At 47.7% G+C, this 20,577-nt stretch carries 21 protein-coding genes, 4 tRNA genes and 1 pseudogene; 13 read left to right on the forward strand and 13 right to left on the reverse strand.

The genetic code is table 11. The features are described 5' to 3' along the window. Positions 1–45: 45 nt before the first annotated feature. The 4 genes from GA693_RS10855 to GA693_RS10870 form a co-directional block, all read right to left on the reverse strand. Positions 46–555, reverse strand: a complete 510-nt coding sequence (locus GA693_RS10855; protein WP_005180572.1) for a hypothetical protein — start codon at positions 553–555, stop codon at positions 46–48. Between the two features lie 307 nt (positions 556–862). Further along, a tRNA-Phe gene (locus GA693_RS10860) sits at positions 863–938 on the reverse strand. A 133-nt stretch (positions 939–1,071) separates the two neighbouring features. Further along, positions 1,072–1,147, reverse strand: a tRNA-Phe gene (locus GA693_RS10865). A gap of 198 nt (positions 1,148–1,345) precedes the next feature. Beyond that, positions 1,346–1,723 (reverse strand): GNAT family N-acetyltransferase, encoded by a 378-nt coding sequence (locus GA693_RS10870; protein WP_016658426.1) that lies wholly within the window; start codon positions 1,721–1,723, stop codon positions 1,346–1,348. Positions 1,724–1,819: 96 nt separating this feature from the next. On the opposite strand from GA693_RS10870, the gene hisB reads away from it, so the two are divergent. From hisB to GA693_RS10900, 6 genes are all read left to right on the forward strand, one after another. Then, a complete protein-coding gene (gene hisB, locus GA693_RS10875) occupies positions 1,820–2,413 on the forward strand; it encodes an imidazoleglycerol-phosphate dehydratase HisB (protein WP_005180581.1) in 594 nt (197 codons plus the stop codon). Beyond that, on the forward strand, positions 2,413–3,030 hold the full coding sequence (gene hisH, locus GA693_RS10880) for an imidazole glycerol phosphate synthase subunit HisH (protein WP_104491710.1): 618 nt from the start codon (positions 2,413–2,415) through the stop codon (positions 3,028–3,030). The genes hisB and hisH overlap by 1 nt, the downstream gene beginning before the upstream one ends. A gap of 151 nt (positions 3,031–3,181) precedes the next feature. Further along, positions 3,182–3,670 carry a DUF805 domain-containing protein gene (locus GA693_RS10885; RefSeq protein WP_016658424.1) on the forward strand — a complete coding sequence of 163 codons (489 nt, stop codon included), beginning with the start codon at positions 3,182–3,184 and terminating at the stop codon, positions 3,668–3,670. A 75-nt stretch (positions 3,671–3,745) separates the two neighbouring features. Further along, positions 3,746–4,414, forward strand: coding sequence for a 3'-5' exonuclease (locus GA693_RS10890; protein ID WP_016658423.1), 669 nt, complete (start codon positions 3,746–3,748; stop codon positions 4,412–4,414). 178 nt (positions 4,415–4,592) lie between these two features. Next, the gene (gene hisA / locus GA693_RS10895; RefSeq protein ID WP_005180591.1) at positions 4,593–5,324 is read left to right on the forward strand and encodes a 1-(5-phosphoribosyl)-5-[(5-phosphoribosylamino)methylideneamino]imidazole-4-carboxamide isomerase; all 732 of its coding nucleotides are present in this window, start codon (positions 4,593–4,595) and stop codon (positions 5,322–5,324) included. An 87-nt stretch (positions 5,325–5,411) separates the two neighbouring features. Further along, a complete protein-coding gene (locus tag GA693_RS10900) occupies positions 5,412–6,347 on the forward strand; it encodes a DMT family transporter (protein WP_160240889.1) in 936 nt (311 codons plus the stop codon). Between the two features lie 33 nt (positions 6,348–6,380). Here GA693_RS10900 and GA693_RS10905 read toward each other — a convergent pair whose 3' ends face one another. The 3 genes from GA693_RS10905 to GA693_RS10915 are packed head-to-tail and all read right to left on the reverse strand — an operon-like array spanning position 6,381 to position 8,400. Beyond that, on the reverse strand, positions 6,381–6,773 hold the full coding sequence (locus GA693_RS10905) for a DUF4870 family protein (RefSeq protein WP_160240888.1): 393 nt from the start codon (positions 6,771–6,773) through the stop codon (positions 6,381–6,383). A gap of 32 nt (positions 6,774–6,805) precedes the next feature. Beyond that, entirely contained in the window at positions 6,806–7,432 is a 627-nt protein-coding gene (locus GA693_RS10910; protein ID WP_160240887.1) for a DUF1294 domain-containing protein, read from the reverse strand. A 17-nt stretch (positions 7,433–7,449) separates the two neighbouring features. Next, complete coding sequence (locus tag GA693_RS10915) at positions 7,450–8,400, reverse strand: homoserine kinase (RefSeq protein ID WP_075167326.1); 951 nt, start codon at positions 8,398–8,400, stop codon at positions 7,450–7,452. A gap of 113 nt (positions 8,401–8,513) precedes the next feature. Between GA693_RS10915 and hisF the strand changes: the two genes are divergently transcribed. Further along, entirely contained in the window at positions 8,514–9,272 is a 759-nt protein-coding gene (hisF, locus tag GA693_RS10920) for an imidazole glycerol phosphate synthase subunit HisF (protein ID WP_005180605.1), read from the forward strand. Positions 9,273–9,696: 424 nt separating this feature from the next. On the opposite strand, the gene GA693_RS10925 is transcribed toward hisF, so the two are convergent. Continuing rightward, on the reverse strand, positions 9,697–10,329 hold the full coding sequence (locus GA693_RS10925; RefSeq protein ID WP_075175519.1) for a sterol desaturase family protein: 633 nt from the start codon (positions 10,327–10,329) through the stop codon (positions 9,697–9,699). A 110-nt stretch (positions 10,330–10,439) separates the two neighbouring features. On the opposite strand from GA693_RS10925, the gene GA693_RS10930 reads away from it, so the two are divergent. Together GA693_RS10930 and aqpZ are read left to right on the forward strand one after the other, a co-directional pair. Beyond that, positions 10,440–11,456 (forward strand): AraC family transcriptional regulator, encoded by a 1,017-nt coding sequence (locus GA693_RS10930; protein WP_005180609.1) that lies wholly within the window; start codon positions 10,440–10,442, stop codon positions 11,454–11,456. A gap of 103 nt (positions 11,457–11,559) precedes the next feature. Continuing rightward, positions 11,560–12,247, forward strand: a pseudogene (gene aqpZ / locus GA693_RS10935) (aquaporin Z). 107 nt (positions 12,248–12,354) lie between these two features. Here the strand turns inward: aqpZ and GA693_RS10940 are convergent. Then, a complete protein-coding gene (locus GA693_RS10940) occupies positions 12,355–12,600 on the reverse strand; it encodes a hypothetical protein (protein ID WP_005180612.1) in 246 nt (81 codons plus the stop codon). Positions 12,601–12,670: 70 nt separating this feature from the next. Then, positions 12,671–13,753 carry a DNA/RNA non-specific endonuclease gene (locus GA693_RS10945; RefSeq protein ID WP_005180613.1) on the reverse strand — a complete coding sequence of 361 codons (1,083 nt, stop codon included), beginning with the start codon at positions 13,751–13,753 and terminating at the stop codon, positions 12,671–12,673. Between the two features lie 264 nt (positions 13,754–14,017). Here GA693_RS10945 and GA693_RS10950 point away from each other — a divergent pair, with 264 nt between their 5' ends. Further along, positions 14,018–14,665 (forward strand): hypothetical protein, encoded by a 648-nt coding sequence (locus GA693_RS10950; RefSeq protein WP_104513219.1) that lies wholly within the window; start codon positions 14,018–14,020, stop codon positions 14,663–14,665. Between the two features lie 88 nt (positions 14,666–14,753). On the opposite strand, the gene GA693_RS10955 is transcribed toward GA693_RS10950, so the two are convergent. After that, a complete protein-coding gene (locus GA693_RS10955) occupies positions 14,754–16,634 on the reverse strand; it encodes a potassium transporter Kup (protein ID WP_160240885.1) in 1,881 nt (626 codons plus the stop codon). Positions 16,635–16,755: 121 nt separating this feature from the next. On the opposite strand from GA693_RS10955, the gene GA693_RS10960 reads away from it, so the two are divergent. The 3 genes from GA693_RS10960 (at position 16,756) to GA693_RS10970 (ending at position 18,144) form a co-directional block, all read left to right on the forward strand. Further along, a tRNA-Ser gene (locus GA693_RS10960) sits at positions 16,756–16,845 on the forward strand. A 772-nt stretch (positions 16,846–17,617) separates the two neighbouring features. Beyond that, positions 17,618–17,845: a hypothetical protein gene (locus GA693_RS10965; RefSeq protein WP_005180651.1), complete on the forward strand. Its 228-nt coding sequence runs from the start codon at positions 17,618–17,620 to the stop codon at positions 17,843–17,845. Between the two features lie 223 nt (positions 17,846–18,068). Next, positions 18,069–18,144, forward strand: a tRNA-Thr gene (locus GA693_RS10970). Positions 18,145–18,205: 61 nt separating this feature from the next. Here GA693_RS10970 and GA693_RS10975 read toward each other — a convergent pair. Beyond that, positions 18,206–19,030 (reverse strand): SAM-dependent methyltransferase, encoded by an 825-nt coding sequence (locus tag GA693_RS10975; RefSeq protein ID WP_160240884.1) that lies wholly within the window; start codon positions 19,028–19,030, stop codon positions 18,206–18,208. 3 nt (positions 19,031–19,033) lie between these two features. After that, positions 19,034–20,332 carry an FAD-dependent oxidoreductase gene (locus GA693_RS10980; protein WP_034598019.1) on the reverse strand — a complete coding sequence of 433 codons (1,299 nt, stop codon included), beginning with the start codon at positions 20,330–20,332 and terminating at the stop codon, positions 19,034–19,036. Between the last annotated feature and the right edge of the window lie 245 nt (positions 20,333–20,577).

Here is a 20,577-nt window from a genome sequence, read left to right on the forward strand (position 1 = left end):
GAGCGTTTTTTTATGGCTGGACAGTTTCCCCTGTCACGTCATCTATTATCGGGTCGGGTTGCGTAACTGTGAGCTAATATCGGGGAACAAGCTATTGCCCAGATTCATCTCATAATCGACCACGCCTAACGAAACATTGGGTAAATCAAGCTGGATCTGTCCATCCGGGCCACGAAATGGCGCCAGCAGGGTTTCCAGGCCACGTAGCGGGTTATCCGACTGCAGACCGGCGGCAATCGCCAGAATATGCTGCTGCAACGCGGGAGAAAGGTGATCCATATTGACCGGTTCTTTGGCCGGCATGGTAATGAGAACAGGCGGGTCCGGGTCAATGACCCGGTTTTGAGTGTCCTGCTGAATTTGCATGATCCGGTGCTGTAATGCCTTACGCTTTGCACGATCTTCCTGATACGGAATAAAGCCCACTTCCTGACGTAGTTCAGGTTCTGCCATGACCTGAAGCGTTGCTAGACGCTCGGGTTGCGCCCAGACCGACGTTGAGCCGATTCCCAGCATAATCATTACAGTCGAGGAGAACATCTGAAAGCGCGTCATACACGGCCTCCTGAACAGTAATGAAACATGTCTCTCTATTAAGCGCCAGAATGCAATCTTATTCAGCAGGATTCGTGTTATTGAGCTGTTATTAGCGTAACTGTGTTCCCGATCTGATCAGACCCAGTGAATCTTGAAGATGAAAGATGAAAGATGAAAGATGAAAGATGAAAGATGAAAGATGAAAGATGAAAGATGAAAGATGAAAGATGAAAGATGAAAGATGAAAGATGAAAGATGAAAGATCATGCTGCCATTTTTAAATGCCATAAAAAAAAGCCCCTGCAATGCAGGGGCTTTTTGAATATGGTGGCGAGACCCAGGATCGAACTGGGGACACACGGATTTTCAATCCGTTGCTCTACCAACTGAGCTATCACGCCGATGCCGTGTATTAAGCCGCATCTGGGGAAATTAGTCAATATAAATCATGACATTTTTATTTAATCGAGTATTTTTTATCCAAAAAAAATCCCTGATGGGATCAGGGATTGAAAACGTTTAAACGTTTGAATATGGTGGCGAGACCCAGGATCGAACTGGGGACACACGGATTTTCAATCCGTTGCTCTACCAACTGAGCTATCACGCCGATGACGCGTATTAAACAATCTCCGCCCGGTGCCGTCAAGCAGCTTTTGCATAAATTCAAGTATTTGTTTACTTTTACAGCATTTTGTACGCTGTCTGCTTATTTTTTAAGTGAAACGCCCATGATTCCAGTCATTTGCAGGCCAGCAGATAAAAAAAGAGAGGCAATTAGCCTCTCTTGAATTTCATTTTAACTCGCTTAGAGCTTGTCCAGATGTGCCAGACAGCGGTGAATTGCGCCACAGCCCGGTTCAAACTGATTCACGCCTTTGGCTTCTTCCATGCGGCAGACTTCACTGACCAGACGCTCGGCCACACCGCGACCACGATTGGCCGGATGCACCACAATATATTCCAGGGTCCTGCTTTCGCCCTGCCCGGTACACCAAATTGCACCAATTAATTTTGTATTAAATTCTGCGGTATAAAGTAGGGTATACTGGTTCAGATGTTGCTCGAGTTGCTCTACCGCATCCTGGCCATCACCAAACTCTGGACTGGTGTCATACAGTCGCTCAAGCTGGCTGCGCACTTCATCATTTTCCAGTGAAGTATAAGCATGTACGGTAATAGGCATTGATTAACCCTCCTGAGCAATCTAATATGCTGGGACTTCGTCGCAGCGAAACATTTTTACATCCATCATTTTTAACGTTTTTTGAGGAACGTGTCCATGACAGAGCGTATCAGTGAAGTGGTAAGAAACACTAACGAAACCAAAATTCGAGTTCGTTTAAACCTCGACGGTACCGGTCAAGGCACACTCAACACTGGTATTCCATTTTTAGACCATATGATTGATCAAATCAAGCGACACGGTTTGTTTGATATTGATATTCATTGTGATGGCGATCTGGAAATTGATGACCACCATACCGTAGAAGACTGTGGTATTACCCTGGGTCAGGCCTTTGCACAGGCACTGGGCGATAAAAAAGGCTTAAAGCGTTATGGTCACTTCTATGCCCCACTCGATGAATCCTTAAGCCGTGCCGTGGTGGATTTATCTGGTCGTCCGGGCCTGTTTATGGATGTGCCATTTACTCGCGCCACCATTGGCCGTTTTGATGTCGATTTATTCTCTGAATTCTTCCAGGGCTTTGTGAACCACTCGCTAATGACCGTACACATCGACAACCTGAAAGGCAAAAACAGCCACCACCAGATTGAAAGCGTGTTTAAAGCCTTTGCGCGCGCACTGCGTATGGCCTGTGAAATTGATCCACGTGCTGCAAATACTGTGGCATCGACCAAAGGTACCCTGTAATGACCCGTATTGCCCTTCTTGATTATGGCATGGGGAATTTGCACTCTGCCGCCAAAGCTTTGGAACACGTCGGTGCTACGGTGGATGTCACCAATGACCCGAAACTGATTGCCCAGGCCGATAAAATCGTGTTTCCGGGTGTCGGCGCCATGCGCGACTGTATGCAAGGCATGCATGAAGCCGGGATTGATGACGTGGTACGTCAGGCGGTGTTTAATAAACCGGTACTGGCCATTTGTGTGGGTATGCAGGCGCTGATGCAACATTCCGAAGAAAATGGCGGTGCCGATGCACTGGGTATTTTTGAAGGGGTGGTAAAACGCTTCCCGGAGGTTGAAGGTCTAAAAGTGCCACACATGGGCTGGAACCAGGTGCATCAGGTTGACCCGAGCCATCCAATGTGGAACAACATTGAACAGGATGCACGTTTCTATTTCGTGCACAGCTTCTATGTCGAGCCGAAAGACAGCACAATTGTGGCAGCGACCTGTGACTATGGGCTGCAATTCTGTACCGCCCTGCACAAAGACAACCTGTTCGCGACCCAGTTCCACCCGGAAAAAAGCCATACTGCTGGTCTGCAACTGTTAAAGAACTTTGTCGACTGGAAGATTTAACACCCTTCCTCTGTTGCGCAAGATGTATAGAGCCGGGTTCGTCCCGGCTTTGTTTTTAGCTATTTTTTATTTCTTTCTTTTTTAAGCAATTTTTAGTAATATTTGACTGCTTTTTATACAACTCAATAAAAATAAAACAGGTAATTCAAAAATGCATAGCACCACTCATACCCAACACATCACGACACAAGATTCGGCACTCAGCGCGGCGGGGCGTTTTGGACGTTTCTCCTATCTGGCCTGGAACTGCCTGATTGCACTGTTAATGATTCCGGTTTTTCTGGTTTTGACCCTGCTCTTTCCCGGGCTGATGAATATTGACCCTGCTGGCGGTATTCCGCTCACCCCACTGGTGCTGGGCGCACTGATTTATCTGGGGGTGTTATATCTGATGTTTATTTTCACCATCCGCCGTCTGCATGACCGTAACCATACCGGCTGGCTATCGTTACTGATGCTGGTTCCGGTGGCCAACCTGCTGCTGATGCTGTATCTGTTTTTCGCCCCGGGTGATCAGCGTGTTAACAGCTATGGCCCACCACGTGCCACGGCTGGCTGGGAAGCGGCGCTGGCCTGGATTTATATTATCCTGTTGGTGCTGCTATTTGCTTTCGCCATTTTTGGTGCAGTACTGGCCTAAAAGGTCTCACTTGCTTAAAATAGGGCCTGACAATTCAGGCCTTATTTTTTATCGCCAGCCCAAGGAAAAGATGGCATGAGCTTATCTTCAACATCACCCCATATGCCCTCTTCCAGCCAGCTGGAACAGCTGCCGCGCTTTCAAAGTCTGCCACCCTCTAAAATTCATCTGATTCAAACGCTGGCCGAATGTCAGCACTATGCGCATGAACTGAATATTGCAGCGGTACTCGGCTTTGATTCGGAATCCAAACCAATTTTTAAAAGCGGCGAAGTGTCGGATGGCCCGCACCTGATTCAGCTGGCCACACTAGATCGGGCCTATCTATTTCAGATGAATGAGGAAATCTGGAACTTTCTTAAGCCAATCTTCGCCAACCGTGACCAGATTAAAGTCGGCTTTGGCCTGAAAAATGATGCCCATCTGTTTCGCAAAAAAGGCGTAGAACTGAACAGTGTGCTGGAACTGTCCAAATGCTTTCACAGCTTTGGCTTTAAAAACCCGGTCGGATTAAAACATGCCATGGCGCTGCTGTTTCAGGTCTATTTTCCCAAAAGCAAACGGCTCAGCACCTCGAACTGGGCCAATCCGGTATTAAGCACAGCACAAATGGAATATGCCGCCGCCGATGCCTATGCCCCGGTTCTGGTCTTTGAAGAATTGTTGCGTTTGGGCCTGTTGCCGAAACAGATTCCCAATACCTCGCTCAAACTCAGAATCCGGCCATCTAAAACCCCGCCCTAAACCGCTTTGAAGATCAAGCTGCACAGACAGCCGGATTTTCTTCATCGAACCTTTGTTGACCGCCTGACACAGCACAGGCTGTTTTTATTTTTGCATGCAAATATGGCATTTAGAAAATTTTCGTTTATTGCTAAGATGGGCGGCAAGAAATTTAACCGATGAAGCAAGGAGCGAAAGCATGCTGATCATCCCTGCAATTGACCTGAAAGATGGAAAATGTGTCCGTTTAAAACAAGGTCGTATGGAAGACGATACCGTATTTTCTGATGATCCGGTGGCCACTGCACAGCATTGGGTCAATGAAGGTGCGCGTCGCTTGCATCTGGTCGACTTAAATGGCGCTTTTGCAGGTACCCCAATCCATAAACCGGTGGTCGAGGCCATTGCCAAGGCACAGCCAGACCTGCCAATTCAGATTGGTGGCGGTATTCGCTCATTTGAAACCATTGAACATTACCTCGATGCAGGCGTATCTTTTGTGATTATTGGCACCAAAGCCGTTCAAGAGCCAGAATTTGTCGAACAAGCCTGCAAAAAATTCGCCGGGCATATCATTGTGGGCATTGATGCCATGAATGGCATGGTCGCGACCGATGGCTGGGCCAACGTGACTGAAGTGAAAGCCACCGATCTGGCCAAACGTTTTGCCGATGCCGGTGTCTCAAGCATTGTGTATACCGATATTGCCCGTGACGGCATGATGCAAGGGGTAAACGTCGAACAGACTGTCAATCTGGCGCAATATTCCGGTTTACCAGTGATTGCTTCAGGCGGCGTAACCAATCTGGATGATGTCCGTAATTTAAAAGGCCAGCCGGGCATTTTAGGTGCGATTACCGGTCGTGCCATTTATGAAGGCAGCCTGAATTTGCGTGAAGCGCAATTGCTGCTGGATGAGCAAGCCCTCTAAGTGCTGCTGTCAGAAAGAGGTCTTCGGGCCTCTTTTTTTATGCCCTCACCGGGTTGATGTCTTTTTTCGAATACTCGCTGATCTGCCATGTCTGATGCCCCTGTGAACCTTAAAACCACACTTAACAGCAAAGCGCCACAACTGGCCCTGATCATGATTACCATGCTCTGGGGCGGTACCTTTGTGGCAGTCAAGCTGGCGCTGAATTATGCCAGCCCGATGTTTTTTGTCGGCTGCCGTTTTGCCGCCGCTGCACTGGCAGTCGCACTAATTTCGCTGCCGCATTTACGCGCTGTGCAAGCCAAAGAGCTCTGGGCCGGCGCATTGATTGGGGCCAGCCTGACCGTTGGTTATGGTACGCAAACCGTGGGGCTGCAAACCATTAGCAGTAGTGAGTCGGCATTTTTAACCGCATTATATGTGCCGCTGGTGCCGATCTTACTGTGGCTGCTGTTCCGGAAACGGCTGCATATCATGATCTGGCTGGGCGCTAGCTGTGCCTTTATCGGGCTGGTTTTACTGACCGGCAATGGTTTGGGGCAGCTACAGCTGAGTTTTGGTCAGCTGATTACCCTGCTCGGCGCCATTGCGATTGCACTGGAAATTATCCTGATCAGCCATTTTGCCGGACGGGTCAATCTGCAACGGGTCACGGTGATTCAACTGCTGTTCGCCTCCCTGTTTGCCTTTCTTGCCATGCCACTGGTCGGTGAGCAGCAACTACCACAATTTTCCTGGATGCTGCTGCTCTTGGCGGGCGGTTTAGGTCTGGCCAGTGCACTGGTTCAGCTGGTGATGAACTGGGCGCAGCGTGCAGTCAGCCCGGCACAGGCGGCAATTATTTATGCTGGCGAACCGGTATGGGCGTCGCTGTTTGGCCGTCTGGCCGGCGAGCGTTTACCGTTTATGGCTTTGGTCGGTGGTTTTCTGGTGGTGCTGGGCGTGATTATCAGTGAATGGAAACCAAAATTTCTGCGTCAGAAACAGCAGCACACCCCAGCAGCGAGCGATCTTCCGGACTAAATTTCGGGAAGATCGGTCTGATGATTCAGATATTTAAGAATACATCGGCTCATTGTCATTCAGGCGCATAATACCGCGAATAGCCCGATAGACAATCCACAGCCAGGACAGGCCAATCACCGCCAGACAGAAGGCCGAAGCACCAAAAACTACTTGGGCAAAGCGGGTCGGGTCTTCATCAATAAAGAAAATAAAAAAGAACGGTACAAAGGCCACAATATTCCAGAACAGATACCACCAGAAGCTGCGAATTTGCCAAGTAAAGTGGCTTTCAAAAATCGAACCGCGTACCGCGCCGCGTTTTACATAATTGATGATTAGCGCGACGATTGCTAGCAAGCCGGCACTAAAAATCGCCACGATATACAGAAGATACAGAATAAAAGTCAGACTACGATTCGGGTCACGGTCAATGGAAGTATTCATATTGTTGTCCTGCACTCCCCGCCCCGCTATGCTCAGAGCGTCAACAGATTAAAAGGAGAAATAAACCATAAAATCAAAAGAATGTTTAAGCCGATTGTACAAAAATAAATTTTACGAAAAGGTTGTTTTTGTGTTTTATGTCGCATTTTTTCCTGTGCCAGCCAGGCCGCCGGCCAGCCCCCCAGAGCCGAAACCAGATGCAGGCTCTGTTCCGGAATCCGGCGGTAACCGAGTTGGGCCGCTTCCTTGTCTTGTGCATACAGCCAATAGCTGAGTGCATTCATCAGGCTGATCAATAACAGCAGCAGGCCGTGCAATAAACCGGTCAGGGTCAGTACCGCCAGCACGAGAATATAGGCCACACACAGGATTTGCATGGCCGGACGTTTGGCCGCAGGACGCTGCCGCGGCTTGCTCACCACATCAGCACGCGGCTTGACCTGCGAGGCTTTTAAATACACCACCTGCTGGGCCCGATAGCGGCCGCGTTCATCTAAAATGACCTGATAATCCAGTGCACAACCGACAATCGGGCGCGGCCCCGGACGGGCAAAATCCTTGATATGCAAAAATACGCGGTCTTTGTCCGGATCATTGGGCTGAATAAAGCCATAGCCCTTGTCATCAAACCATTCAATTAACCGGCCCTGATCGCGCATTTCCCTACCCTTTATGTTTAAGCTGTGACGAACTTTAAGCGTTCAATCAACATATTACGCATCTCGAGCGGATTTTTCTGCAAAATTGCGTCACCGCTGCGTCCTTGCAAAGCATTTTTTTGTGCCACCTGTAAACGCATCATCCAGAAACGGCCAGCAGCCATTGCCAGATACAGCTCCAGACAGGCTTTTTCATCTTCGGTTAAAGGACGAATGCGGTCATAGGCTTTTAAAAAGGCCATGGCTTTGTCTTCATTCAGGCTGACTTCGGGATACTCGGTACAGAAGTCATTTAAGGTAATGGCAATATCAAACAGCCATTCATCCTGATTCAGCTCGTAAAAATCCAGAATGCCCTGCAGCTGATCGCCTTCAAACAGGGTATTATCGCGGAATAAATCAGAATGGATAAACCCTTTTGGACGGTCCGGATAAATCGCGGTAAGCGCTTCATACAGTCCCAGCAATTTGCTGAGCAGGACTTTATCGGCCTCGCTCAAGCTGGGTTTAATTTCCTGGGATACCGCCAGCCAGTACGCATGATCGCGGACAAAAGCGCGTTTTAAAGGAAAATCTTTTAAGGCCACATGCATTTTGGCCTGTGCCACGGCAATCGCTTCCACCTGAGCGATGCTGGCCGGCATTGGATGCTCGCCGATTAAACGCGGCGCAATCTGGGCCGGTTTCTGTTTAATCGAGTGGATGGCCTTGCCAGCATAACTGAGCGGCACCGCCACAGCCAGACCTGCCTGACCCAAATGTTCCAGTACCGGCACCAGTTCACCGGCTGCCTGTTCATCCATGTCTTCAAACACGGTCAACACATAGTGTGTACCGTCCTGAGCCACCAAAAAGTAATTGGTATTTTGAATACCGCCTTGAATCGGAATCAGATCGACCACCTCAAGTCCATAAGGGGCTGCAAAATCCTGAACTTCCTTTAAAGTCAAAGGCGTATAAACCGACATAGAAAACCTGCGAAAAATCTTACATAAGTTTGATAGAATAGCGTGTCCATCTGCCAAGGTGTAGCGCTTGTGTGGGTGAGTTTCATAATCAGCTGAAATGACTGGAAAAAATTATGCTTGCTAAACGTATTATTCCTTGCCTAGACGTAGATAACGGCCGCGTGGTGAAAGGTGTGCAATTTCTGGATATTCGTGATGCAGGTGATCCGGTTGAAGTGGCGCGTCGTTATAACGAACAGGGCGCTGATGAAATCACCTTTTTAGATATTACCGCTACCCATCATGGCCGTGACACCACCTACCGTACCGTTGAGCGTATGGCAGAAACCGTGTTTGTTCCACTGACTGTGGGCGGCGGCGTGCGTAAGGTCGAAGATATCCGTTTATTACTGAATGCCGGTGCCGACAAGGTCAGCATTAACTCGGCTGCGGTGTTTAATCCGGAATTTGTGCAGGAAGCCTCACAACGTTTTGGCGCACAATGTATTGTGGTGGCGATTGATGCCAAAAAAACCGGCGACAACAAATGGGAAATTTTCACCCACGGTGGCCGCAAACCGACCGGGATTGATGCGATTGAATGGGCCGTGAAAATGGCCGATTACGGCGCGGGTGAACTGCTGATTACCTCTATGGATGCCGATGGTACCAAAGCCGGTTATGACCTGGCACTAATGCGAACCATTAATGACCACGTCAATATTCCAACCATTGCTTCTGGCGGTGTTGGCAATTTACAGCATCTGGCAGACGGAATTTTACAAGGCGGCGCCGATGCAGTTCTGGCGGCCTCAATTTTCCACTTTGGTCAGCACACCATTCCGGAAGCCAAGCAATACTTGGCGGCACAAGGTATTGAAATGCGCCTTTAAGCCCGCTGGCTCAAAAATTTCAGAACTGAAAAAGAGTGTAGTCATACACTCTTTTTTTATGCGGCAAAGCAAAACAAATAAAAAATGAAGATAAAAAAAAGGAGTCCTGAAGACTCCCTATAAACCAAGAATTGCTACAGCGCTTGGCATTAAAACGTACATATTTCAACAGAATCACCTTCGATGTAGGCAGAAGTTCTGCCGCTATCTTCAGCTTCTTTACTATAGAAAACTTCCCTGAACAGATATTGACCATCAACGCCAATTTTATTGACAATTCACGACAACAGCTTGCAAAGCAGTTGTTTTCAATCAGTTTTATTTGATCTCTATCACATAATTGATCCAGTATTATTGTTCCGCGAATATACTGACTTTGGGCCAATCAACGATGAATTTGCTCAGCAGATAAACAACCCTCTCATTAACTGGCTTTAGGTAGTGGCTCAAGATCTGGGGATGGCTTTTCATTCCGGTCGACCCATTTGGCCGGGAAGAATTTTTCCGCGCCGCGGTTTAACAGTGCTGACAGCGGCTGTGGCAAGGCAATCCCGAGCGGATTCTGCTCCTGCAAATCCGGTGAAGATATAACCCGGGTGCCCAGAATATAGTCAAACCAGGGCTTGGTCACACACCAGTTGGCGTCCTGATTGCTGTTCATATGGTGGTCATAGTGCCAGGGAATTTTTGTTCTGGCCCACTCTGGCTCCAAATGGGCACGGCGGTGAATATAGTAATAATTCAGGGCACTATACATGCTGCCGGCCATCATGCCTTTGGAAATCGGGAAGAACACCAGCCCAAACACACCCGCGGCAGCAGCCAGCGAGATAATCTCGTTTTTATTGCGCCAGTGCGACCAGCCAATCACATAGCTTTCATCATTAAACTGATTTTTCCGCACCTCACGATGATGCTCCCAATGCGAACGCATACTGCGTGGCACCGGACTGTGACGCGGCTGCCCCGGCCGATGGGTACCATGTAATACATATTTATGTGCCACCCATTCAAAGGCATTGGCCACCAATAAACCTGCAATAAATCCTTTTAACATGCTCCAGTCCTCCTGTGCTTTTCCTTCACTATAAGCGTCGGCACAGGCTAGATATTGACGGAAAAATTGAATATGATTGACAAATCACGACAAGAATAAAATGACAAGCTATGCAACGGATAAAGGATTATACCGGCTCGATTTATGGCGGCTTGGCCCAGTTGCTGTACGACTTTTATCAAGCACAACAGCTGCCGGTTCCAGAAAAATTACAGCAGGTTCAACATCAGGAACGTTTTGATTATATTCTCTGGCGCGACTTGCTGACCGAACTGGAACAGCAGCTACAGCGTCCGGCGTTGGGACTAGAAATTGCCGCGCTGGTGCAGCCCAAACATCTGGGCATTATTGCCTATATTGCCCTGTCCTGTGACAATCTGGGTGAAGCGTTGCAACGCTATCATGACTTTCACCGGCTGGTGTATGACGGCAGTCCGTTACAGGTGGAAGTGCAAGGCAATTATCTCTCCATTCGCTGGGCTGATCTGCCGCCGACCATGACCACGCAACTGACCAATGAAATTGCCATTGCGCTGATGGTGGAATTCCTGAAACATTTTATGGAGTTTCAGGATATTTGCCTGCATGAAGTACATTTCCAGAATCCGGCGCCACGGCATGTGGCGCTGTATGAGCAGTATTTTCATTGCAAGGTACGTTTTTCCCAGGAAAAAACCCAGGTGCTGATGCCATTGCAGGAACTGTCGAAACCCTTTTATCAGGGAGATCAGACCTTACAGCATTTATTGCTTCAACAGGCCAAGGCACTGCTGGAAAAACTGCCAAACTCCACCCAGATTGATCACCGTTTACAGCAAGCGATTCTGACCGGTTTACAACGCAATATGTACCAGATTGAGCATATTGCCCAACAGCTGAATTTGTCAGTACGGCAGCTACAACGGCATTTACAGCAACAAGGCACCACCTATCAGCAACGGATTCAGGAAGTGCGCTGCTTACTGGCCGAACAATATTTAAAAGATCCACATTTAAGCCTGCAGGAAATTGCCCTGCTGCTCGGCTATTCGGAACAGAGTGCCTTTCAGCGTGCCTTTAAACAATGGACCCAACACACTCCACAGCAATGGCGTCAGAACAACTTAATCAATCTTTCATCTTTTTAGTTTAATTTGAAGCGTATAAAAAAAGAGTATTTTACAAAAATAGTGTGATATATTTCACACTTTATAATTTTCATCACATAAATAAAATTCTGAAGACATGAAAATGAATAAATATTGTGCAGAATTTCTGGGGACCTTCTGGCTGGTATTCGGCGGCTGTGGTAGTGCCGTGCTGGCTGCAGCCTTCCCCTGAACTGGGCATTGGCTTTGTTGGCGTATCGATTGCCTTTGGTTTAACCGTTTTAACCGCGGCCTATGCCCTGGGGCATATTTCAGGCGGTCACTTTAACCTGGCGGTGAGTCTGGGCTTATGGGCCGGCGGCCGTTTTGAAGCCAAAGAACTGCTCCCGTATATCGTTGCCCAGGTATTGGGTGCTGTCGTCGCGGCCTGGATTTTATACCTGATTGTCCAGGGTCAGGCCGGTTTTAGCGGCACCGGTGGTTTTGCCAGCAATGGTTTTGGTGAATTATCCCCGGGGCAATATTCACTCGTTTCAGCACTGATCATTGAAATTGTCTTAACCGCCTTTTTCCTGATTATTATTTTAGGCGCTACCGATCAGCGTGCGCCGGCCGGTTTTGCGCCAATTGCAATTGGTCTGGCCTTAACCCTGATTCACTTAATCAGTATTCCGGTCACCAACACCTCAGTCAACCCGGCCCGTAGTACCGGTGTAGCGTTCTTTGCAGAAACTGCAGCCTTAAGCCAGCTCTGGTTATTCTGGGTTGCACCAATGATTGGTGCGGTAATTGGCGCGGTGATTTATAAAGTGGTTGGCAAGAAGGACTAATCTTGCTGCACGTCCTACAAGCTCACTTCGGTGGGCTTTTTTATATTTTAAATGAACAGTTTATTAGTTAGAGCGTAAAAACCCTGTCCTCTAAGACAGGAAGAATGTCAAAGAAAAGGATTTTCGATTTCCCGTACTTCGGTACGCTGGACTTTTTCAGGCAGATTTGGCTCTTTTTCCAGAGCCGCAACCACCTCATTCAGCAGTGCCTGCAAGGCTTTAGCCGCAGCCAGACCCGCCTGGTCCTTGGTGAGCTGTAAATTGCCATAGACATTCACGCAGTCCAGATCATTCTCGACAGTCAGATCATGAATGGCATGAGATTCTGTCCCATGTTGAAACGGTTTAAACATACCCACCTCGGCCGTAATGCTGGTTGTTGTGGCAGGATCAATTGCTCATCCTGCCGTTTATATGTGCTGATCAGCTTTTATTCATTAACTGTAAGATATAGTGCAACAAGGCCTCAATCAACTGCTTAATGATGGCATCCTGGGTTTCGGCATCCAAGGTTGTACCACTGGCAGTGGCCGTGCTACCTCCCGATTTAAACTGACGCTGTAAGGCCTGTAGCTGCTCCGGAGCAACATCTTCAGCACACTGGCTTTCTGCATCCCAATGCGAATATTCCAGTGGTTTATTGGCTTTTACCGCGTTGGCGGTCAGCGGCAATTTATAGGTATTGCGTTTTTGCTCTTCGGTCAGCTGCGGAAACAGGTTAATGCCCAACTGTTCTTCTAAATAACAGACGCTGACCACCTTGACCTGCAGGGAATTGTCATTCGGTGCATAGTAGGCGCCAATTGCGCCGGTTTTAGGTAAGTAAATGGCTTTATACACCGAGGTTGGAACAATCACCCCATTACCAATCGCTTTCAGTTTTTTGCCACTAAAAGTCGGCCCGGTAATGACATACACATCCTGTTTATGCTTGGTCACCAGCGCACGGGTGGCTTCTTCCAGTTCACGCCAGACCTGCTGATTATTCTTCGGCGCTTGCGGCACCATATTGGCCAGCGAGAAACTGTCGTATTGCGCCGCTTTATTGGACATATCGGCATTTGGCGCCATATGTCCGCGGTCATAGCCTGAACCGCGATAATCCGCTAAGGTCGCGCGGTGCTGCTCTCTCACCCGCTCTTCTTCATGGAAACTGTCTTCACGGGGAATTTTCTGGCTTAAACGCGCCGGGGTCAGACTTTCAGCCACCCACAGCGGGGTTTTGGACACGCCGGAATACATCACGTTAAAACCATTAAAGCACAGCGGATAACTGTCTTTGCGCAGGCTGTCTTTAATTAAATACGGCGGCACATCACGGTAAAATTGTTCCAGACAGGCACTATTCGAAGTGCTTGGTGTCAAGGACATCCACTGGCTGATTTTTTCCTGTCCAAAGGCAATCGCGAAACTGCCAGCGGCCACCACACCTAAAACAACTTTTAAACTTCCTTGATGAAAAAAGGGAAAGAGAGGCGGATTTGTACTGCGCTTTTTTCTGGCCATTACACTGCTAAAAACTATAAGAATCACATATTGGCCGAGCTTAACAAGGGGTCTGCAGCTTGTATATGTTCTGGCTGTTGTTCGCTTAACAATTAGACAATAAACCGCTGTACAGGCGGTGACTGTGTAACAGTCTGTCAGAGTTTTAACACAGTTTATGATAAGTCTGGATGGCTTTCAGTGTGCTGCGTTGCGTCAGGCCAGTGTTATATGCCAAGGTAGTTCACGAAAAAATCGTGTGATAAAAATTTGATGGAGGAATCTATGTATTCCAAATTACTGGGTGCCGGCCTGATTACCGGTTTAATGAGTGCAACTGCCTTTGCCGAACCTCCCATTCAACCGGGTGATACCCTGGAAAGCTTATCGAAAGCCAAAGTGGTGACCACGGTTAATGGTCAGCCGGGTTCATTGCAGGATATCGTGGCCAGCGGTCAGGTGCGCATTGTCTCTGAAGCCAATCCGCAAGTGGTTCAGCCGATGCCGACCAATCCGCAGCTGGATGTGATTCCGGCAGATGCACCCGCCCAGGTACCAGGCCATGATGCTCCGGTACAAGCGGTTGCACCCGATGCATCAGCGCTGACCTCACAACCGGTACCGGCTGGCCAGTCAACTGATCCGTTGGCCCAGGGCGCACAGCCTATTACTGAACCACCCGCAGCAGAGTTGACTGCACCTGCAGCGGAAGCCGCCCAGAATGCAGCGCCCATGATGGACTCCTCAGCTGAAGCGCCGGTGAATGGTATAGAAGCCGAAACCGATGTTACCCAGGAAGCCTTAGCCGCTGCACCAGAAGCAGCACCAATGGCAGACCCTGCTATTCAGGCCGCACCTGAAGCTGGCGCCGAGCAAATGCAAGCGCCTGTTCAAGCCTTACCTGAAGCCCCAAGCCTGAATGAAGCCAATTAAAGACCTGTTTTAGGCTTTTATCCTCCAAAAAAACCAGAGCTATGCTCTGGTTTTTTTATTGCAGTTGCGTTGAGACCACGCCGTTGCATCAGATCTGGATTTGACTGCCCAGCTCCACAACCCGGTTGGTCGGAATCTGGTAGAAGTCACTGACCGGACTGGTATTGCGCTGCATCGAAATAAACAGCTTTTCCCGCCACGGTGCCATGCCTTCGCCGACTGTGCTGATAATGCGTTCACGTGAAATAAAGAAGCTCATTTGCATCATGTCGAATTCAAAGCCCAATTCATCATAGGCCTGCTTTAACGCGCGCGGAATATTTGGCTGATCTTTAAAACCGTAATAGATAAAAATCCGGTAAAAACGTTCATCCAGCCGTTCAATCTGTACCCGCTCTTCTTGCGGCACATACGGAATATCACGTGTCACCACCGTGACCATAATATTACGCTCATGCAGCACCTTGTTGTGCTTGATGTTATGCAACATCGCATGTGGCACGATATTCGGCGTACCAGTCAAGAATACCGCTTCACCCGGCACAAATTTGGTGTCATTGCCCATGCTGATACTTTTAATAAACAGCTCAATCGGCAAGGCATCTTTTTCCAGATGATGAATCAGCAAGGCACGGCCATCTTTCCAGGTCATCAGGAGGGTAAATACAATGGCACCAATTAAAATTGGTACCCAGCCACCGGCGACAATTTTCAGTGAGGTTGAACCGACAAAAATCAGATCCAGAATTAAAAAAGGCAGTGCAAACAGCAGCACTTTCCACACCGGCCAGCGCCAGAAACCATAGGCCAGAATGGAAATTAAAATGGTGCCGCAGAGCATGGTCATGGTCACCGCCACGCCATAGGCACTGGCCAGATTGGCACTGTTTTCGAACAGCAGAATCAGAATCACCACCGATACAAACAGTACCCAGTTAATGAACGGCAAATAAATCTGGCCCTGTTCCACTTCTGAGGTATGCTTGACCGATAAACGCGGCAAATAACGCAGCTGAATAGCCTGATTGACCATCGAAAATACACCGGTAATTACCGCCTGTGAGGCAATCACCGCCGCAGCCGTGGCCAGCGCAATCATCGGATACAGACCCCAGTCCGGCACCAGCAGATAGAAAGGATTGGTAATCGCATCCGGATCACGCAGCAACAAGGCGCCCTGTCCGGCGTAATTCAATAACAGACATGGCAGCACAATCACAAACCAGGCCATCCGGATCGGCAAGCGGCCAAAATGCCCCATATCGGCATAAATCGCTTCACCACCGGTCATGGTCAAAATGACTGCGCCCATGGTTAAAAAGGCCACATAAGGCTGTTCCAGCACAAAGTTAATGGCCCAGTGCGGACTAACCATCGCCAGCACATACGGCGTCTGGATAATACTCCACAGCCCCATCCCACCAATCGACAGGAACCAGAGCAGGGTCAACGGCCCAAAGAAGGTGCCCATGATGCCGGTACCATGACGCTGCACCAGAAACAGTCCGGCCAGAATCCCGATAGATAAGGGAATCAGCCACTGGTTAAACATCGGGGTGGCAATACTCAGCCCTTCAATCGCCGACAGCACCGAAATGGCCGGGGTAATAATCCCATCACCAAAAAACAGCGATGCACCAATAAAGCCCAGTGCAATCAGGTAGATTTTCTTCTGTTCAGAAATACGGGTGGTACGCAGGTTTAAGGCCAGCAGCGACATGATTCCGCCTTCGCCGTTGTTGTCTGCGCGCATAATGATGGTGACGTATTTAAAGCTGATGGTCAGCATCATGCACCAGAAAATCAGCGATAAAATCCCCAGAACACTACCTTCAGAAATGGCCAGATGTGCGGTCAGGAAACATTGACGCAAGGCATAGAGTGGACTCGTTCCAATGTCACCAAAAACTACGCCCAGTGCCGCGAGGGTAATCACAGGCAGGGCGGCTTTTTTTGCAGTACTTTGCATAGAATGTCTTCATGGATAGAGCGTATTTTTGCGCATAATAGCACCAGCCCAAAAGTTTTTCCGCAAATCAATTGTTTCAGCTTGGCAGAGTGACTTTTTTTGGGTATTATCCACGGCCTATGGTGAGGTGTCCGAGTGGCTGAAGGAGCACGCCTGGAAAGTGTGTATACGTTGACGCGTATCGAGGGTTCGAATCCCTCTCTCACCGCCAGAATGTTTAAAAAGACTCAAATTGTAAAATTTGGGTCTTTTTTTATGCTTCGACTTTTCTGCTTTTTCAAAATTATTCAGTTCCAGACAGTGAAATTATCTGATTGTTTCTGGATTAGATTTTAAAATAACAACAGTACTTTTATTTTTTTGAATTTAAAAACTTGAGCCTGAATACATCCGCTAAGTTTTAAATTCATCAGCTTTTGAATTTAAATTTATAGTTGAAAAAGCAGAGCCTCTATCGCATCTGCTTCCCTAAAATTTAAATGGATGGTCAAGTTTTTAACACAGATAAAATAGGAAACCTGAGATAGACTTTTTCTATCAAATTCAAAACTATATTGATAAATTCATTGACTTGTAGCGCTTATTTTTCCAGCACCATCTCAGGCTTTGCTGAAAATAGCATCAATTTTTCTGACTCCCCGTTCATCTCTTGGGTTGTTAAGCATGATCTTCGGGTTATGCCATCCTGCCCGCATATATGTGAAAGTTACAGCCTGCCACAGTTCCAACCTGTTTTTAAACCACAGATGTCAACAAAAAGTCATCATCTCATGCTAAAACAGTAAAAAGTGGCATAGAATTCGCAAGCTTTACAGCAGCAAGCATTGTGCTATGTTAAACACAGACCTAAACAGAACAAGGAGAACAATAGGCAAAATAAACAACTGTTTAAAACTATTAACTTAAAAAATATTCTTCATTTAATCGTGCCAAAAAAGATGTTTAAAGCCAATCAGTCAAAAAACTGCTATTCGGGAGCGAGCATGAATAACAGCGCAAATTATGTCAAACAAATTAAAAATGCCAAACGTGGTGGTTATACCCCCACCATCGCCAAAGACCTCAATCGACATAAAATTCAAAAAGCCCTTAAACTTATTGAGCAGTGGAGATCTCTCGCCAACGAACTCAAACCACAAATGCAACTCGATATGGCTTTTACCCTTGAAGAATGTGCACAAGATTTAGACCGTATTTTAAGGAGCAAGTAGCACGCCTCTGCGGCACTTAACCCCCCTTTATTTTAAATTCAAAACAATAGCTCGCCCTGAACGTGAGCTATTGTTGTCTTGAGCAGAAACTTGCCTCTTCCACGATGTTTAAGCGCGAAAACAAGAGCTGGATAAAAATAAAACAGCGCCTGTCGCCTACTTTTAATTGCTTATTTTTTCGCTTGCGCCCGAATTAAAAATCTGTAAAATGCAACTCCACAATGCCGGCATAGCTCAGTTGGTAGAGCAACTGACTTGTAATCAGTAGGTCCACAGTTCGAATCCGTGTGCCGGCACCATTTTCTTAGGCTCGCTATTTTAGTGGGCCTTTGTTGTTTTTATGGCGCTATTTTTTCTGCTTTATTGCGTGTGTGCGGTCACTTGCACATATCTCACCCAGCCATCTTTATATAAACGTCGGCACAGCTTTGCGGTCATGGCAATCTTGATCCGGTCCAGACCTGGACTGTGCTGCGGCCAGTGCAGCTGCTGGATATATTCGGCAAATCCGTTTAACACTGGTGCAGATAAATCTTCAATCTGAATCTGGGTAAAACCACGTTCCTGCAAACACTGCTCCAGTTGTACTGCGGTTTTCAGTTCCGGCAACGACACATCCGCCGCCTTTAATAAAGCGCGATAAGAATGCTGTTGTAATGTATTTGATTTTAAAAACTGCGGTGACAATATCAGGGTGTGAAAACCCAGACGGCCTTTTGAATTTAAAACCGGTTGCACGGCATCCAGAAATGAATTCAAAGCATGATGATAGGCCGCATCAATACACAGCACCACATCAAATGGCGCCAGAGGTATGAGATTTTTTAAATTTAAAAAAGACTGCGCATAGATGGGCAGCTCTGGCCAGCGCGCTTGAATCTGCTCGACACAGGTCGTTTGCAGTTCAACGGCGGTAATATTTGAAAGTTGATAATGCTGTTGCCAGTGCAACAGGCTGGCGCCCTGTCCACAGCCTAAATCGAGCAGACGATCTGTGGATTGCAACTGAACGGCTTCGGCCAAATGATCGGCCAGCTGCTGGCACGCCGCCGGATAGTCCTGTGCAGATGAGTGCCAATAGCCCAGATTGCTCCAGGGCAACTCGGCAGGATCTCCCAAAAGCGCTGCATTGATTGCATATTTATGGGAAGGAGCCTGTCGAAAAATTGCCTGAAGCCAGCGCATAGATTAGTAGCCGAGTTGGGGAGCAACCTCTACTTTAGGTTTTAAGCCCACAAACGGCAACGGTGCACCAAAAATTTCTGCAATATGCATGGCTGAAGTCACGGCTGATTCTAAAATTGGCAAGCCGTCACATGACCATGAACCACAGAAGAACACCTTGCGATCAGCCACTTTATGACGCTGTTGCAATTCTTTGTTCAATGCCACGGTTTTTGAATCCACCACCGCACGGGTCAGGGTGACAGAAGAAATAACTTTCTTCGGATCAATAGGCGTGACCGGACGCCAGGTCTGGAACACCGGCGTTTTACCGACCAGCGATGGCTCAATCGAGTTTAGCCAGACAGTAAATTGCTGACGGGTAAACTTGCGGTCCATCATATAGCTCAGTACCGACCAGTCTTTGCGTTTTGGCGGCATCACTGTGCTATCGGTATGAATCACCAGTTCGCCCTGTTCAAACTTGAACTGCTTTAACAAGGCAATATCTTCGGCAAACTGTTCACGATCGAGGAAGTTCTCGATATTGGTGGTTGGGGTGGCCACCACCACACGGTCAAATACCGCAGTTTCGCCTTCGGCATTTTTGACATAGACCTGATCATCTTGCTGGCTAATATGGGTGATGGGTGAACCACTCTTGATATGAATACCTTCAATCAGCTTATTCACCAGCGCCGGAGTGCCACCCTGAATACGCAACAGCGCATCACCATCGGTCAATTGACGCAAGAAGGTCAACAGCGGCTTCGCTGGCCATTCGCCAATGGTTTTCGGGTTACAGGTACAGATGGTGTACAGCACCGGCATTACCGCGCCATGCCAGAACACTTCTTCAATTTCATTCTGGTTGATGAACTCAGCCAGGGTAATGTCCTGATTCTTCGACCGGAAGAATTTGGCAATTGCCGTTTTTAACTGCAACATGCCTTTAACCAGACGCCAGCCGTATTGCTGCAAGCCTTTACGGTTATTGATAATCGGGAAATTCCCGATACGCGTACGCGAGGTGGTTAACCAGGTTTCGGTCCGGTCTTCAAATAACCAGCTACAGGCCATATAGGTCCGTACCGGGAAGGTCGGAATACCCAGATAGGTGGCTAAACTGAGTGTGTTTTTCCACAAATGCGGATTCATGACCCGCAGCGGTGCGTCAATTAAACCGCCTTCAAACTCAGTACTGTGGCTGTCCATTCCACGTCCAGGCAGAGCTTCAAAAATTGTAATGTTATGCCCTGCATCTTTAAGAATTCTTGCGGTAGCTAGCCCAGCCATGCCACTACCGATGACTGCAATATCCAAAACGTCTTATCCGTTAATGAAAACATTGACCGAAATTATGAACCATGCCTTGCCAAAATGAGCTATTAAAAACTACCAGATTCACCCTTTTTACAAAGTGTAATAAAGTTCTAAAATGCCACTTCTGTTACATTTTTTAACGTATTTTCAAGCCCCGTGTAAATATAAGAAATACCTGAAATTTTATTTATTAATTTTTAAAAATCATTTAAAAACAATAGGTATAAATTAACCAGTTTTAGAAT

Source organism: Acinetobacter indicus, from assembly GCF_009914475.1.
GTDB classification, from domain to species: domain Bacteria; phylum Pseudomonadota; class Gammaproteobacteria; order Pseudomonadales; family Moraxellaceae; genus Acinetobacter; species Acinetobacter indicus.

Excerpts from the sequence above, each read along its gene's own strand:
- GA693_RS10930 (WP_005180609.1), top strand. The coding sequence starts at position 10,440 with ATGCAACGGATAAAGGATTATACCGGCTCGATTTATGGCGGCTTGGCC.
- GA693_RS10940 (WP_005180612.1), bottom strand. The coding sequence starts at position 12,600 with ATGTTTAAACCGTTTCAACATGGGACAGAATCTCATGCCATTCATGAT.
- GA693_RS10905 (WP_160240888.1), bottom strand. The coding sequence starts at position 6,773 with ATGAATACTTCCATTGACCGTGACCCGAATCGTAGTCTGACTTTTATT.
- GA693_RS10885 (WP_016658424.1), top strand. The coding sequence starts at position 3,182 with ATGCATAGCACCACTCATACCCAACACATCACGACACAAGATTCGGCA.
- hisB (WP_005180581.1), top strand. The coding sequence starts at position 1,820 with ATGACAGAGCGTATCAGTGAAGTGGTAAGAAACACTAACGAAACCAAA.
- GA693_RS10950 (WP_104513219.1), top strand. The coding sequence starts at position 14,018 with ATGTATTCCAAATTACTGGGTGCCGGCCTGATTACCGGTTTAATGAGT.
- GA693_RS10955 (WP_160240885.1), bottom strand. The coding sequence starts at position 16,634 with ATGCAAAGTACTGCAAAAAAAGCCGCCCTGCCTGTGATTACCCTCGCG.
- GA693_RS10870 (WP_016658426.1), bottom strand. The coding sequence starts at position 1,723 with ATGCCTATTACCGTACATGCTTATACTTCACTGGAAAATGATGAAGTG.
- GA693_RS10890 (WP_016658423.1), top strand. The coding sequence starts at position 3,746 with ATGAGCTTATCTTCAACATCACCCCATATGCCCTCTTCCAGCCAGCTG.
- hisH (WP_104491710.1), top strand. The coding sequence starts at position 2,413 with ATGACCCGTATTGCCCTTCTTGATTATGGCATGGGGAATTTGCACTCT.
- hisA (WP_005180591.1), top strand. The coding sequence starts at position 4,593 with ATGCTGATCATCCCTGCAATTGACCTGAAAGATGGAAAATGTGTCCGT.
- GA693_RS10965 (WP_005180651.1), top strand. The coding sequence starts at position 17,618 with ATGAATAACAGCGCAAATTATGTCAAACAAATTAAAAATGCCAAACGT.
- GA693_RS10945 (WP_005180613.1), bottom strand. The coding sequence starts at position 13,753 with ATGGCCAGAAAAAAGCGCAGTACAAATCCGCCTCTCTTTCCCTTTTTT.
- hisF (WP_005180605.1), top strand. The coding sequence starts at position 8,514 with ATGCTTGCTAAACGTATTATTCCTTGCCTAGACGTAGATAACGGCCGC.
- GA693_RS10925 (WP_075175519.1), bottom strand. The coding sequence starts at position 10,329 with ATGTTAAAAGGATTTATTGCAGGTTTATTGGTGGCCAATGCCTTTGAA.
- GA693_RS10910 (WP_160240887.1), bottom strand. The coding sequence starts at position 7,432 with ATGCGCGATCAGGGCCGGTTAATTGAATGGTTTGATGACAAGGGCTAT.
- GA693_RS10915 (WP_075167326.1), bottom strand. The coding sequence starts at position 8,400 with ATGTCGGTTTATACGCCTTTGACTTTAAAGGAAGTTCAGGATTTTGCA.
- GA693_RS10855 (WP_005180572.1), bottom strand. The coding sequence starts at position 555 with ATGACGCGCTTTCAGATGTTCTCCTCGACTGTAATGATTATGCTGGGA.
- GA693_RS10975 (WP_160240884.1), bottom strand. The coding sequence starts at position 19,030 with ATGCGCTGGCTTCAGGCAATTTTTCGACAGGCTCCTTCCCATAAATAT.
- GA693_RS10900 (WP_160240889.1), top strand. The coding sequence starts at position 5,412 with ATGTCTGATGCCCCTGTGAACCTTAAAACCACACTTAACAGCAAAGCG.